Origin of the sequence: Ferrovum sp. PN-J185 (genome assembly GCF_001581925.1) — a bacterium.
Lineage (GTDB): Bacteria > Pseudomonadota > Gammaproteobacteria > Burkholderiales > Ferrovaceae > PN-J185.
Genome location: NZ_LQZA01000001.1, coordinates 871,226 through 885,203, shown reverse-complemented (window position 1 = coordinate 885,203; position 13,978 = coordinate 871,226). Strand labels below are relative to the sequence as shown.

Sequence of the window (13,978 nt, the reverse complement as noted above, 5' to 3'; positions counted from 1 at the left end):
TTGGGAGGAGAAATGGTTTGGCGAGCATTTCTATTTGATGTGGATGGTACGCTAGCAGAAACTGAGCGTGATGCTCACCGCGTGGCTTTTAATCAAGCTTTCAAAGAACATAATCTAGACTGGTATTGGGATGAAATGCTCTATGGAAAGTTATTAAATGTAACTGGTGGTAAAGAACGAATGCATCATTACATACATGAATTCACCGATATAGATCCCAATCAAGAGAATTGGAACGATTTAATTAAACAAATTCATAAAACCAAGACTGATTATTATGTTTCTTTATTAAATGAAGGGTTAGTACCTCTTCGTCCAGGTGTGAAACGGTTGCTAGAGGAAGCCAGAAATGAAGGTTTACGTTTAGCAATTGCCACTACCACAACACCTGATAATGTCATTGCGTTGCTTGAAAATAGCTTGGGTAAGCATTCTGTAGAGTGGTTTGAAGTCATTGCTGCGGGCGATGTGGTTAAAGCTAAAAAACCTGCTCCTGATATATATCAATGGGTCTTAAATCAAATGGCATTAAAGCCTAATGAATGTTTAGCATTAGAAGATTCTGAAAATGGCCTAAGAGCTGCAACACAAGCAGGTATTCCGACGCTGATCACTGTCAATGATTATACTCAGCATCAGGATTTTAATGAGGCATTACTCGTTGTCTCTCATCTTGGTGAAAAGACTAATCCAAGTTATCAATATGAAAATGGAGAGTGGAACCCTATTGGGACGATTGATATTTCTTTTTTACAACAGCTAAAAAAAGAGAAATGTATCTAAATGACTAAACCAAGTAAGGTAATGATAGTAGGTAACAAGGCATATTTTAATAATAAAAATGGTTTGATTTTTTCTTGATTAAAGAATCTTTTGAGTATTGTGGCTCCAATCGGATTCGGGGCATTCGCGATTAGTGTAAGCCCCCCACCAGCGATAGCTCCTTTTACCAAAGACAATTTAAACTCATCGCTTGGATTAGCTAACAAAGAACCCAAATAAGTTAGTGCAGCATTATCTGTTATTGCAGTCAGAAGCGTGGCACCCAGATAGACTTGTATGGTAGTAAGAGATGTTAAAGCAGTACTTAACCACCACGTTTGTTGACTACCAATAAGAATTAGTCCTGTTAAAAACAAGCCAACAAATGACGCTTCGCGAAGCATTAAACGCTCTTGATGAATAGCGTAAATATGCGTGAAAACAATAAAGACAATGAGTATCCCTACAAAAAGAGTGAGATCATGGCTTGTTAGAATAACCAGTATCATGAAAATAACGTGAGTAACGACAACGCCTAAACTTACTTTTTTATATGAAAGAGTAAGTGTATTGTCCATTGTATAGAACTCTTTTTTAAATAATAAAAATCCTAGTAGTGTGTTCATTACCACAATCGTAAGAATTTTAATGGCAAATGTGGATAACATAAAACTCATATCCCAATGCCAGGTATTGGCTACCATTAAAATAGGTGGGGCTGCAAAAGGAGTTAATGCACCTCCGATTGAAACATTTACAAAGAGAATAGAGAGCATCATATACCTTAACTTTTCTGACTGAATTCTAGGGAACAGGGTTTCTTTTAATATGATGGCGCTAATAGTCATTGCTGCAGGTTCAGTGATGAATGAGCCAAGAAGAGGGAGTAGAGTCAGGGTTAAGAAGTAAATACTAATAGCAGGTTTAACTATATGCTTTTGTACAAAAAAAATAATGATGTTTTCTACAAAAGTTAAAATTGGCTTGGTACCAGCTATTGTCATAATGGCAATAACAAATAATGGCTCTGTGAAATCAAGGCTATGTAAATAATGTATTAATTTATTTTGTCCTTCAAATAACAACATCAATAAACACAGTACTAACGACCATAAGGGGAAAATTAATTCGATTTCAGTAATAAGATGAATGAATCGTTTATAGTTAGGGAAACGACTGTCTAATGTCTTAATATAAGATGCAAGAAATGTATGTATTAGCGCTAAAACAAAGACCGCTAAATATAAAGATGTAGTAAGTTTCATTATACAAAATATTGATCAAGTGACTAAAACTGTATCATTGAAATATGCTTTTTATCTACAAAAAATAGATGTCTATTGAGTCATTTAGGTATAAGATAAATTAACGCTATTAATTTTTATAATTAACGGCTATTTTAAATTATTCAATATGGTCATTCAAAAATGACAAAACAGTTATCTCCTCATCAAATTATCTATAGCGAAAATGAGATCTTAGCCATTGATGCTTATTGGCGGGCAGCTAATTATTTATCGGTTGGACAAATTTATTTGCAAGATAATCCTTTATTAAAGCGACCATTGCACTCAAATGATATAAAAAATATGTTATTGGGTCATTGGGGTACTACACCTGGTCAAAACTTCATCTACGCTCATTTAAATCGATTTATTACTGCTTATGATTTGAATATGATTTATATTTCTGGCCCTGGTCACGGAGGTCCCGCATTAATTGCGAACACCTATCTAGAAGGCACATATAGCGAGATTTATCCACATATTAGTCAAGATGAAAACGGTTTAAAAAAATTATTTTTCCAGTTTTCCTTTCCCGGTGGGGTGCCAAGCCACGTTTCTCCAGAATGTCCCGGTTCTATCCACGAGGGTGGGGAACTTGGTTATTCTCTGAGTCATGCTTTTGGTGCTGTTTTAGATAATCCTGATTTAATTGTTGCATGTGTTGTAGGAGACGGAGAAGCTGAAACAGGACCCCTAGCTACCGCTTGGCATTTAAATAAATTTTTAAATCCAGTCACAGATGGTGTGGTAATACCTATCTTACATTTAAATGGTTATAAAATCGCCAATCCCTCACTCCTTGCTCGTATTGGTCAAGAGCAATTAAATGCATTAATGATTGGTTATGGATGGAAACCACTATGGGTTGAAGGGAGTGATCCGATTTCAATGCATTACAAAATGGTTGAAGTACTTAATCAGATACATGGTGAGCTAAAAAATATACAACAAAGAGCAAGAATAGATGGGCATATGGAGAGACCATTATGGCCAATGATTGTTTTAAAAAGTCCTAAAGGATGGACCGGTCCTAAAATGGTTGATGGTATTGCTATAGAAGATACGTTTCATTCGCATCAAGTTCCGATTCAACATCCTAAACGCAATCCTCTTCATTTATCATTATTAGAAGAATGGTTACGCAGTTATCAACCGCAAGATTTATTTAATGAGCAAGGTCAACTTTGTGACTATCTACGGGCCTTGGTACCCAAAGGTTTAAGGCGGATGGGCGCAAATTTACATGCTAATGGAGGACTTTTATTAAAACCCTTGGTGTTACCAGATCTATCCTTAAGTGCAGAGATTATTCAACAACGAGGACAGATGGGACCAGGGGACACCCGGGTATTAGCGCGTTGGTTAAAAGAAGTTGTTTTATGTAATGAAAAGACACGAAACTTTCGTCTATTTGGACCCGATGAGACCATCTCAAATGGTTTGGAAGCGGTATTTGAAGTGACTTCGCGTCAATGGATGGGAGAGCGTTTATCAACAGATCAATATTTATCTACCGATGGGCGTGTCATAGAGGTTCTTAGTGAACATCAGTGCCAAGGTTTTCTAGAAGGATATCTATTAACTGGAAGGCATGGGCTATTTAATTGCTACGAAGCCTTTGTACATATTATTGATTCCATGTTGAATCAGCATGCAAAATGGTTAACAGTTTCTGCCAAACTACCTTGGCGAAAAAAAATTGCTTCTCTAAATTATCTACTAAGTTCTCATGTATGGCGCCAAGATCATAACGGCTTTACTCATCAGGATCCAGGCTTTATTGACTTACTAGTGAATAAAAAACCTACAATTGTGCGTGCCTATTTTCCACCTGATGCTAATTGTTTGCTGGCTGTTATGGATCATTGCTTACGTACTGAACATTTAATTAACGTCGTTATTGCAGGGAAACATCCATCACCTCAGTGGTTAACATGTGATGAGGCGATTAAGCATTGTTTACAAGGAATTGGGGTTTGGCAGTGGGCAAGTAATGATCAGCTTAACTTTCCTGATATGGTTATGGCATGTTGTGGCGATGTTCCTACACTGGAAACATTAGCGGCAGTGTCTCTGCTTCGTAACTATTTGCCTGATATTCGTATTAGAGTTGTAAATGTAGTTGATTTAATGCGTTTATTGCCTGCTGAAGAACATCCGCATGGACTAACAAATCATGACTTTGAAGATATATTTCCCATTCATGTACCCGTCGTTTTTGCTTATCATGGATACCCTTGGCTTATACATAGACTTACTTATCGACGCAATAATCAACATCGAATCCATGTGAGAGGATATAAAGAGGAGGGGACCATAACCACTCCATTTGATATGACTGTTCTTAATGATATCAGTCGATATCATCTAATACTTGATGTGCTTGATCGACTTCAGGTTGTTAATGAAAAAGTAATTTATTTGAAACAGTTAATAGAAGAAAAATTAATCGAACACCGGCAATATATTAATTTACATGGTGAAGATTTACCGGAAATTAGAGAGTGGAGCTGGGATCTTAGTTAGATTAAGGAGAAATCATGAAAATTTCATTTCATGGAGCGAATCAAGATGTTACAGGATCTTGCCATTTATTAGAATGTAATGGAACCAAAATTCTTATAGATTGCGGTATGTTTCAGGGTGGTCGTGAACTTGAAGAGGAAAATGCAGAGCCCTTTGGTTTTGAGCCTGAAGAAATTGATTTTGTCTTACTAACGCACGCCCATCTTGATCATTGCGGTCGTTTACCACTACTGGTTAAAAGAGGTTTTAAAGGTGAAATTATTACTACCTCAGCAACTAGAGAGTTAGCACGATTAGTAATGGTGGATGCAGCTCACCTACAGGAAGAGGAAGCGTTACATCGTTCTCGACATCCAAAAAGTAATCATAATCACCATAATAAGAGCACAGAAATCTCTCCATTATATGTACTAGTAGACGCATTTAGAACGATGGATTTTTTTGGACGTACAGTACATTATCACCAACCATTTCAGTTAACAGAGACTATATCAGTCACCTTTTATGATGCAGGGCATATACTAGGCTCTGCCAGCATTTACATTTCTGCAGTTGAAGATAACATAAAAAAAACAATATTGTTTTCTGGAGATATTGGAAACAGTGGACGACCATTATTAAATGATCCAGAAACACCTGCAGAGGTAGATTATGTGGTGATGGAAACAACTTATGGTGATAGATTACATCGCTCTTTTTCTGATTCTGTGAATGAGCTTTATCACGCAATTGAACACACCATAAACCATGGTGGAAACGTCATAATCCCCACTTTTGCTCTTGAGAGAACACAAGAGATACTTTATTTTCTAAATAGAGGAATCGAGCAACAACAACTTTCTTCTTCGACGCAGGTTTTTTTAGACTCACCCATGGCAATTTCTGCTACTCAAATATTTGAACGTCATCCAGCATTATTTAGAGAATCCATTAAACAACTTTTTGATTCAAAAAAAGATCCTTTTCAGTTACCAGGCTTACATTTTAGTAGAGAAACTGCTGATTCCATAGCCATTAATCGTATACAGTCTGGTGCAGTCATTATGGCAGGCTCTGGAATGTGTACTGGAGGACGAGTACGTCACCATTTGCAACATGGGTTATCCCGCTCTGAATGCGCTGTAGTTTTTGTTGGATATGCCTCTCAAGGTACTCTGGCGAGAAGAATTATTGATGGAGCTAAAACGGTAAGAATCTTTAATGAAGAACTTCCTGTAAGAGCAAATATTTACACAATCAACGGATTTTCTGCGCACGCAGATCAGGCTGAGTTGGTTAATTGGCATAAAAAAATAAAAAATATTAAAGGTACCTTTCTCGTTCATGGAGATTTCAAGGTGATGCAAACTTTTAAACAACTAATAGCAGGTAAAGTTGACGTCCCAGAAAAAAATCAAATTTTTAATTTGTAGTTAAGAGCTTAATGATAACCACTCATCTTCAAGCTGACTCAGTTTTTTTTCGATTTCGATTAATTGATCGTTATATGCAGCTAATTTTTCATAATCTGTGTTACTTTCTATTGATACTTGTATTTCTTTACGTTCTTGTTCAAGTATTGAAATACGTTGATTCAATTTCTCAATAGATTGGGTTGGTTTGTTTTCTTTACGTGACTTTGATTTTGAGTTTGTTAGCGTTTCAGAGGGAGCCTTGATACGTTTTGCAATATCAATCAAATGGCGTTGGTAATCTTCTAAATCTCCATCAAATGGAGCGACACGAGCATTATGCACCAACCAAAACTCATCACACACTTCTCTTAATAAGGCACGATCATGACTGACCAATAAAACTGTTCCTTCAAATTCGTTTAATGCTATTGATAATGCTTCGCGGGTAACTAAATCCAAATGGTTAGTAGGCTCATCGAGCAGTAGTAAATTTGGTTGTTGCCAGACAATCATACTAAGTACTAAACGTGCCTTTTCACCACCACTCATTGTCCCAACTTGTTGGGTTAATTTATCCCCACCAAATTGAAACTGGCCAAGATAATTTTTAATATCCTGTTCTCTGGTACTTTGACCAGATAGAGCGCCTCGAGAAACAACATCTTTAACCATGCGTATAAAGTGTTCTAAAGGATTGGCGTTGGCATCTAAAAGATCCATTTCTTGCTGAGCAAAATAGCCTATACGTAAACCACGACCTTCAGTCAATTCGCCCGAGAGTGGAGCAATAGATTTTGCAATGGTTTTTACTAACGTCGATTTACCTTGGCCATTTGCGCCCAATATACCGATTCTTTGACCAGCTAGTACTGAAAACTCAACATTATTTAGTATGGGAGAGCTTTCAGAATAACCCAGAGTACCGTTATGGAGAGTTAGCATAGGATTAGGTAGATGTTTGGGTTCGTCAAACTTAAAGGTGAACTCGGCATCAACTAACAAAGGCGCTAACATTTCCATTCTACCTAATGCTTTAACTCGACTTTGTGCTTGCTTGGCTTTACTTGCTTTGGCTTTGAATCGGGCAATAAATTTTTGTAGATGAGCGATTTTTTCCTGTTGTTTTTGATAGGCATTTTGTTCTAGTGATAATTTTTCTGCACGTTGTTTCTCAAAAAAACCATAACTTCCGCCGTATCTTGTTAACTTCCCACGCTCTAAGTGGACAGTTACCTGCGTTACTGCCTCTAAAAAGTCTCTGTCATGACTAATTACTAGCATAGTTCCTGTGTATTTTGATAACCACGATTCAAGCCACACTAAGGCATCTAAATCTAAGTGATTGGTGGGTTCATCTAGTAACAGTAAATCAGATGGACAAATTAAGGCTCGTGCAAGTTGAAGCCGCATACGCCAGCCACCAGAAAAGCTGTTTACAGGTTTGGTTAATTCGCTATTTTGGAAGCCTAATCCTAGTATGAGTGTTTGCGCTCGAGCTTCAGCATCTGCTTCACCTGCATCATATAATGCAGCATAAGCTACCCCCATACGCTCTCCATCACCACTGTCTACTGCGTTGGTGACCTCACTACGTGCTTTCATGAGAGTAAGATCACCTTCAATAACAAAGTTAGTTGCGCTCATTGTGGTTTCTGGCATTTCTTGAGCCACTTGTGACAGGCGCCAATGAGAGGGAATCTGGCATATCCCTTCATCCTCATGCAATCTTTTATCTAGTAATGCAAACAGGGTAGATTTACCAGTACCATTACGTCCCACGACGCCAACATGTTCACCTGGATTAATTGTAATATTCGCTTGATCGAGAATGGTTTTCGTACCGCGATGCAAAGTAACTTGGTTAAGTGTAATCATTTGTTTAAACTATTAAAGTATGTAATGTAATCTTCCACAGAGCTTACCAATAGTTCATATCAAAAACTCACTAAACACCTAAATTTGTGTTATTTGACTTAATGATTTCTTGAGTAATTTTTATTGATTTGATGCTTAGAGAAATATGTTTATCAATTATAATTGAAATCATAACTTAAAAGAGTGTAATCACGAATTTATCCGTTGCGCCATAAAACCCCCGCCGTTCAGGTCGTGGATATAAGTCACAGACGCCAACGGTGTTCTTCTAGTTAGCAAACTCTCCACATTGTGGTGTTTCATGTTGCTCATTGTGTTGATGAATGATGCAGATAGGCGCTCTGCTACAGGATTTCTCAGTAAAGAAAGAATTAAAAAACATATTTTTAGAAAAAGATTATTAGCTAGAGACGATATTGCCGACTATATCGATAGCTTTTACAATGAAACTAATAGGCATTCATTTCTATCTGGGGTAAGTCCGGAATAATTTGAAAAAGCGTTTAAAACTACCAAAAAAAGTGTTCACTAAACCCCGGGAATTCCACACTGGTGATCTTTTTCTCCTGGCTTGCTGACGCCGGAATGGGATTGCCATCGCGCAACAGGTCCGGCACCAACTCGCGGATGTCGTATGGGCTTCCCTCAATAAAACGGATAATTTCATTAAGAGTATAAACATGAAAGGAGTTTGTGATTTAGAGAAGAATGGTTTCACGCAAGAAATACAGTTCAGAGTTCAAAGTTGAGTCGGTGAAGTTGGTACAACAATCAGGTAAAGCGATTATTACCGTTGCTCAAGACTTAGGAATTCACGATAGTTTATAAAGGCGATGGGTCAAAGAGTCTGAAGGGGATAAGTTAAGTTCAAAGCCTCATATGCCTGAGTCTGTTTTGACGAAAGAGATCGTTAAACTTCGACGAGAAAATGACAATTTACGAATGGAGCGAGACATTATAAAAAAGGCGCTCAGCTACTTCGCGAAAGACCCGCTGTGAAGTATGCCTTCATTTTTTAATATATTGATCAGTTTTATAATTTAAAAAGACGTTATTCAACATTAGGTGGTATTAGCCAAGTAGAGTTTGAAAAACGCTATTTGAGCTTATAGGGGTGTCAGTAATATTGAGGGAAGCCCAAACAGCAAATTATAAAAGAGCGCGCGAACGTACCAGCCAAGGACGCAATCATCGATTGCTTACCAATGCCAAAAAACAACCGCTTGATCAATCAACTCGTAATACCTGCGGACTTCTGGTGGTTTTGCGCCAAGAAGAAAAGGGAGAGAATTGGCCAGGAGAGAGTGCAATGTGGCCACAGATGCGTAGCTAACCAGGCTGGCGGAGTCCGCAGGCTTACTCAGCGGTCCGCGCGAGTTCGAGGGGGCTGGCGCAGGAGCACATAAGAAAAAACCGCAACCGAGAGCGGTTGAGGTTTGAATATTGGTGGAGGCGGCGGGAATCGAACCCGCGTCCGAAAGTCCTCTGCAGTCAGTTCTACATATTTAGTCACATTGTTGAATTTAATTTCTAATTACGTCAATGGACAAACGCATCAGAAACGATTCACCATAAGTTTAATTCTGTAAGAGGTGACCCCTCATAGAACGATTCTCTGTATATGACTCCACTGCTTGGTTTCCCAAGCTCCAACCCAGAGAACAATTGGTGTGGAGCCTAGCCTTAAGCGGCTAGGGCGTAGTTGTCGTCGTTGGCAACTATAAGTTTTCCAGATGGATTTACGAGGTCAACTGGTCCTCGATATGCACTGAACTGTTTTGCAACCCCCGTCGAAGCCAGGTCGCCCCCCAATTTCAATTAATTATCCTCTGTTATAAGGTAATTGTCACTGTTTAATGCTATATTAGGGTGTTATGACTACATTTCAAGACCTAAATTTAATTGATCCTCTGCTCAAAGCGGTGGATGAGATGGGATATTCTGAGCCTACATCAATTCAAGCGCTAGCCATTCCAGCCATTCTTTCCGGGCAAGACGTTCAAGCTATGGCTCAAACTGGTACAGGCAAAACAGCTGGTTTTACGCTGCCTTTGTTACAACATCTCTCCCGTTTTGCAAGCTCTAGTATGTCCCCAGCTAAACATCCTGTTAGAGCTTTAATACTTACCCCAACAAGAGAGTTAGCAATTCAAGTTGAAGAAAGCGTTAAAAACTATAGTAAGTATTTAACTCTACGTTCATGCGCAATTTATGGCGGGGTTAATATTCAGGATCAAATTAAGTTACTGCAAGGTGGTATTGAAGTTGTTATTGCGACCCCTGGTAGATTGATGGATCATGTTAATCAAAAAACAATACAGTTGTCGCAAGTAAGTATTTTTGTCTTAGATGAGGCAGATCGAATGTTGGATATGGGTTTTATTCCCGATATAAAAAAAATTATTCAACTATTACCAACCCAGCGACAAAATTTAATGTTTTCAGCAACTTTTTCTGATGAAATCAATAAGCTTGCTAAGGGGTTTTTAAATCAACCTGTACAAGTCCAAGCAACACAGAGAAATACCACCGCTTCGTCAATCGTGGAAATTTTTTACGGAATTTCTGAACATAGGAAAAAAGATTTGTTGGTTGATCTTTTTCTAGGTACAAAATCAAGTCAAGCTATTGTATTCACTAACACAAAACTCGATGCTTCAAAATTATCACAAGCCATTTTACGTGAAGGTTTGAAATGTGATGCCCTTCATGGCGACAGAAGTCAGCGCGAACGAATTGAGATATTAGATAAATTTAAAAGTGGTGAAATTGAGTTGTTAATAGCAACAGATGTTGCAGCAAGAGGCCTTGATATTGACTCATTACCTTTAGTATTCAACTTTGATCTACCGAGCGTTGCTGAAGATTACATTCATCGAATTGGTAGGACGGGGAGAGCGGGAAGTCCCGGCCAAGCTATTTCTTTTGTATCTGAAAGTGATAGACGATTACTCGCTGCTATAGAAAAAGTTACTAATACGCGTTATGAATTAAGGTCTGGTGAATCCATATTAAATAAACACCAAAAATCCACAAACGAAACTTCTTCGTTTTATACAAAAAGCCATAGTTCTTATTTGATTTCTGATTCTAAAAAAGAAAAAGAAATTCCGGCTTTATTAAGAAAACCTGTAAATAATTAACAGGTATGAAGGATGAATCGCTTTTTTTAATGGTATACGTTCAACCTGGCGCATCAAAAAGTGAGCTGTCAGGTTTATTTGATGGCAACATTAAAATTCGTCTCAAAGCACCTGCCGTTGAGGGGCAAGCCAATAAAGCGTTAATTGACTTTTTGGCTGAGCATTTAGATCTTCCAAAAAAAGACATTGAAATTGTGTCTGGCATGCAAAGTCGACTCAAAAGAGTTAAGTTTTATAAAAGTTCCCCTAAAATTCATCAACTTTTGTTATCGCCAAGATAAATTTATTCAATTGTACTAATGTTTGTTACACGTTTAGAATGAGTTTAACTGTCAATTATTTGATAGTTACCTCCCTTGATGTGTTGAATGCCCGGCTCCCCCGGGCTTTTTTTTATAAAAAAATCTGTAATTAGTCTGCAAGATCTTTTAAATTGAGTAGAATATAAGATTAACTTTAACTTTTAATAAGTTTCTCCTATGGATAGAAATCATCTGGTTAACCTACTGCGTCAGTGTCTCCCTCAAGAATCTATTTTGACCGAATCTGAGGATGTAAAGCCCTTTGAAACCGATGGGCTTTCTGCCTATAAACAGTTACCTTGGATAGTGGTATTACCTACTGAAGAAAGTCAGGTTCAAGCTATCATGAAAGTGTGTCATCAAAACAAAATTCCTGTTGTAGCACGTGGCTCAGGGACAGGACTCTCTGGTGGGGCATTGCCTCATGAACAAGGTGTACTTCTATCTTTATCTAAGTTCACTAAAATTAAAAACATTGATGTTCTATCACGTACCGCTGTGGTTCAGCCAGGCGTTAGAAATCTAGCGGTATCAGAAGCAGCAGCACCACTAGGTCTTTACTACGCGCCTGATCCCTCCTCACAAATTGCTTGTAGTATTGGTGGTAACGTTGCTGAGAATTCTGGAGGGGTGCATTGCCTTAAATATGGGTTAACTGTTCACAATCTTCTTAAGGTAAGAGTGGTGAGCATTGAAGGAGATATTTTAGAAATAGGGGGAGAATCCCTGGATGCTGCTGGATATGATTTATTGGCATTAGTCACAGGTAGTGAGGGTTTATTAGGTGTGGTAACCGAAGTAACAGTAAAGTTATTACCAAAACCTCAACTTGCTAAAGCTATTCTAGCTGCTTTTGACGATGTGGAAAAAGCGAGTTCTGCAGTGGCCAATATAATTGCTGCTGGCATTATTCCAGCTGGTCTTGAAATGATGGATGGCCCCGCAACTCGTGCCGCTGAAGCATTTGTTCATGCTAATTATCCTGTGGATGCTCAAGCTGTACTGATTTGTGAGTCAGACGGTACACCAGAAGAGGTAGCAGATGAAATGGACCGCATGAAGGCCATCTTAGAGTCTTCAGGCGCATTGGAATTACGTTACTCACAAGACGAAGCTCAGCGATTAAAGTTTTGGGCAGGTCGTAAGGCTGCTTTTCCGGCTGTTGGAAGGTTGTCTCCTGATTATTATTGTATTGATGGGACAATCCCACGAAAAACATTGGGATATGTCTTGAAAAGAATTTATGAGCTTGGTCAGGAATATGGGCTTGAAGTGGCCAATGTGTTTCATGCCGGTGATGGTAATCTTCATCCATTGATTTTATTTGATGCTGCGAAAGAAGGTGAATTTGAAAGAACGGAAGCTTACGCAGGCAAAATTTTAGAATTATGCGTAGAAGTAGGGGGCACAATCACGGGTGAGCACGGGGTTGGTGTGGAGAAAATAAATCAAATGTGTAGTCAATTTGATGATCCAACTTTAACTTGTTTCCATGGAGTGAAAGCCTGTTTTGATCAAGATGGTTTACTTAATCCAGGTAAATTGATACCAACATTACATCGTTGCGCTGAGCTTGGTAGAATGCACGTACACCACAATCAACTCCCACATCCTCATTTACCCCGTTTCTAATCATATGAATTCAATTGAACAAATTTCAGATTTTGTAAAAAAATGCTCTTCACAGAATCGTACAGTTAAAATTAGCGGCACAGGCTCTAAATCATTTTGGGTAGATAGCCATGCTGATGAGCTACTAACAATGCAAGACTATGTGGGTGTGATTGACTATGAACCTAGTGAATTAGTCATGACAGTTAAAGCTGGTACATCGTTGGTTGAAGTTAACCGAATCCTTGAGAAAGAGGGACAAGTTTTAGCATTTGAACCACCTACATTTGGAGATAGAGGGACAATTGGGGGGATGGTTGCAACCGGTTTATCTGGACCACGACGAGCTTATGCTGGATCTGTTAGAGATTATGTTTTAGGTATTCGGCTAATTGATGGCGTAGGTCAAGATCTCCACTTCGGTGGCAAAGTCATTAAGAATGTCGCAGGTTTTGACGTATCAAGATTAATGGCTGGTGCGCTTGGCACTCTTGGGGTTATTACAGAGGTCTCACTCAAAGTTATGCCTAAACCTCAGTATGAAACAACCTTAAGCCTGTCAATGAATGAAACGCAAGCGATTCAGTTTATGAATCAAGCGGCTAGTAAACCCATCCCTTTATCAGCAACAAGCTTTTATCAAGGAGAGTTGAGAGTTCGTTTATCTGGTGCTGAAGTGGCTGTTCGCGCAGCGTGTAAAGAATTAGGGGGAGATACGATTGAGAATGCTGAGCAATGGTGGCAATCCTTGCAAAATCAAACTGCACCTTGTTTTGATTTAACAAAACCATTATGGCGACTATCTGTTAAAAGTACTGCTCAACCACTTGGATTATCAGGTCAAAGCTTAATCGAGTGGGGAGGAGCTCAACGTTGGATTAATAGTGAGCACACTTCATCGCAAATCTTTAAAGTCGCACAAGAAGCCTTGGGTCATGCGCAGCTTTTTAGACAGGGTAATCCAGCACATCCACTGGGATCACCACTTGCCAGTTCATTGATTCCAATTCATCAGCGTTTAAAGAAAAACTTTGACCCTAAAGGGATCTTTAATCCAGGATTACCAGGAAACTTTTAGT

The 13,978-nt window shown here is 38.6% G+C and carries 12 protein-coding genes and 1 other RNA gene; 10 read left to right on the top strand and 3 right to left on the bottom strand.

What is annotated here, in order from left to right; all coding sequences use genetic code 11:
- The first annotated feature begins 12 nt into the window (after positions 1–12).
- On the top strand, positions 13–783 hold the full coding sequence (locus FV185_RS04275; RefSeq protein ID WP_067493900.1) for an HAD family hydrolase: 771 nt from the start codon (positions 13–15) through the stop codon (positions 781–783).
- On the opposite strand, the gene FV185_RS04270 is transcribed toward FV185_RS04275, so the two are convergent.
- Positions 780–2,027: a putative Na+/H+ antiporter gene (locus tag FV185_RS04270; RefSeq protein ID WP_067493896.1), complete on the bottom strand. Its 1,248-nt coding sequence runs from the start codon at positions 2,025–2,027 to the stop codon at positions 780–782. The genes FV185_RS04275 and FV185_RS04270 overlap by 4 nt on opposite strands.
- A gap of 162 nt (positions 2,028–2,189) precedes the next feature.
- Here FV185_RS04270 and FV185_RS04265 point away from each other — a divergent pair, with 162 nt between their 5' ends.
- Positions 2,190–4,574 carry a phosphoketolase family protein gene (locus tag FV185_RS04265; RefSeq protein WP_067493893.1) on the top strand — a complete coding sequence of 795 codons (2,385 nt, stop codon included), beginning with the start codon at positions 2,190–2,192 and terminating at the stop codon, positions 4,572–4,574.
- 14 nt (positions 4,575–4,588) lie between these two features.
- Positions 4,589–5,986: an MBL fold metallo-hydrolase RNA specificity domain-containing protein gene (locus FV185_RS04260; protein ID WP_067493890.1), complete on the top strand. Its 1,398-nt coding sequence runs from the start codon at positions 4,589–4,591 to the stop codon at positions 5,984–5,986.
- Here FV185_RS04260 and FV185_RS04255 read toward each other — a convergent pair whose 3' ends face one another.
- The gene (locus tag FV185_RS04255; RefSeq protein ID WP_067493887.1) at positions 5,987–7,843 is read right to left on the bottom strand and encodes an ABC-F family ATP-binding cassette domain-containing protein; all 1,857 of its coding nucleotides are present in this window, start codon (positions 7,841–7,843) and stop codon (positions 5,987–5,989) included.
- A gap of 319 nt (positions 7,844–8,162) precedes the next feature.
- On the opposite strand from FV185_RS04255, the gene FV185_RS09665 reads away from it, so the two are divergent.
- The 3 genes from FV185_RS09665 (at position 8,163) to FV185_RS04245 (ending at position 9,176) form a co-directional block, all read left to right on the top strand.
- Positions 8,163–8,333 (top strand): hypothetical protein, encoded by a 171-nt coding sequence (locus FV185_RS09665; RefSeq protein WP_197457744.1) that lies wholly within the window; start codon positions 8,163–8,165, stop codon positions 8,331–8,333.
- 218 nt (positions 8,334–8,551) lie between these two features.
- Positions 8,552–8,671 (top strand): transposase, encoded by a 120-nt coding sequence (locus FV185_RS09410; protein WP_082787020.1) that lies wholly within the window; start codon positions 8,552–8,554, stop codon positions 8,669–8,671.
- A gap of 298 nt (positions 8,672–8,969) precedes the next feature.
- Positions 8,970–9,176: a hypothetical protein gene (locus tag FV185_RS04245; RefSeq protein WP_067493882.1), complete on the top strand. Its 207-nt coding sequence runs from the start codon at positions 8,970–8,972 to the stop codon at positions 9,174–9,176.
- A gap of 111 nt (positions 9,177–9,287) precedes the next feature.
- Here the strand turns inward: FV185_RS04245 and ssrA are convergent.
- Positions 9,288–9,652, bottom strand: a transfer-messenger RNA (tmRNA) gene (ssrA, locus tag FV185_RS04240).
- 65 nt (positions 9,653–9,717) lie between these two features.
- Between ssrA and FV185_RS04235 the strand changes: the two genes are divergently transcribed.
- The 4 genes from FV185_RS04235 to glcE all read left to right on the top strand — a co-directional run bounded on the left by FV185_RS04235 (position 9,718) and on the right by glcE (position 13,977).
- Positions 9,718–10,986 carry a DEAD/DEAH box helicase gene (locus FV185_RS04235; protein ID WP_067493879.1) on the top strand — a complete coding sequence of 423 codons (1,269 nt, stop codon included), beginning with the start codon at positions 9,718–9,720 and terminating at the stop codon, positions 10,984–10,986.
- A gap of 5 nt (positions 10,987–10,991) precedes the next feature.
- The gene (locus FV185_RS04230) at positions 10,992–11,267 is read left to right on the top strand and encodes a DUF167 domain-containing protein (RefSeq protein WP_067493875.1); all 276 of its coding nucleotides are present in this window, start codon (positions 10,992–10,994) and stop codon (positions 11,265–11,267) included.
- Positions 11,268–11,465: 198 nt separating this feature from the next.
- A complete protein-coding gene (locus tag FV185_RS04225; protein WP_067493867.1) occupies positions 11,466–12,920 on the top strand; it encodes an FAD-linked oxidase C-terminal domain-containing protein in 1,455 nt (484 codons plus the stop codon).
- A gap of 4 nt (positions 12,921–12,924) precedes the next feature.
- Positions 12,925–13,977, top strand: a complete 1,053-nt coding sequence (gene glcE / locus FV185_RS04220) for a glycolate oxidase subunit GlcE (RefSeq protein ID WP_067493864.1) — start codon at positions 12,925–12,927, stop codon at positions 13,975–13,977.
- Position 13,978 lies beyond the last annotated feature (1 nt).

Coding starts and splice junctions, on each gene's coding strand:
- FV185_RS04230 (WP_067493875.1), top strand. CDS start 10,992: ATGAAGGATGAATCGCTTTTTTTAATGGTATACGTTCAACCTGGCGCA.
- glcE (WP_067493864.1), top strand. CDS start 12,925: ATGAATTCAATTGAACAAATTTCAGATTTTGTAAAAAAATGCTCTTCA.
- FV185_RS04255 (WP_067493887.1), bottom strand. CDS start 7,843: ATGATTACACTTAACCAAGTTACTTTGCATCGCGGTACGAAAACCATT.
- FV185_RS04260 (WP_067493890.1), top strand. CDS start 4,589: ATGAAAATTTCATTTCATGGAGCGAATCAAGATGTTACAGGATCTTGC.
- FV185_RS09665 (WP_197457744.1), top strand. CDS start 8,163: ATGAATGATGCAGATAGGCGCTCTGCTACAGGATTTCTCAGTAAAGAA.
- FV185_RS04275 (WP_067493900.1), top strand. CDS start 13: ATGGTTTGGCGAGCATTTCTATTTGATGTGGATGGTACGCTAGCAGAA.
- FV185_RS09410 (WP_082787020.1), top strand. CDS start 8,552: ATGGTTTCACGCAAGAAATACAGTTCAGAGTTCAAAGTTGAGTCGGTG.
- FV185_RS04225 (WP_067493867.1), top strand. CDS start 11,466: ATGGATAGAAATCATCTGGTTAACCTACTGCGTCAGTGTCTCCCTCAA.
- FV185_RS04265 (WP_067493893.1), top strand. CDS start 2,190: ATGACAAAACAGTTATCTCCTCATCAAATTATCTATAGCGAAAATGAG.
- FV185_RS04270 (WP_067493896.1), bottom strand. CDS start 2,027: ATGAAACTTACTACATCTTTATATTTAGCGGTCTTTGTTTTAGCGCTA.
- FV185_RS04235 (WP_067493879.1), top strand. CDS start 9,718: ATGACTACATTTCAAGACCTAAATTTAATTGATCCTCTGCTCAAAGCG.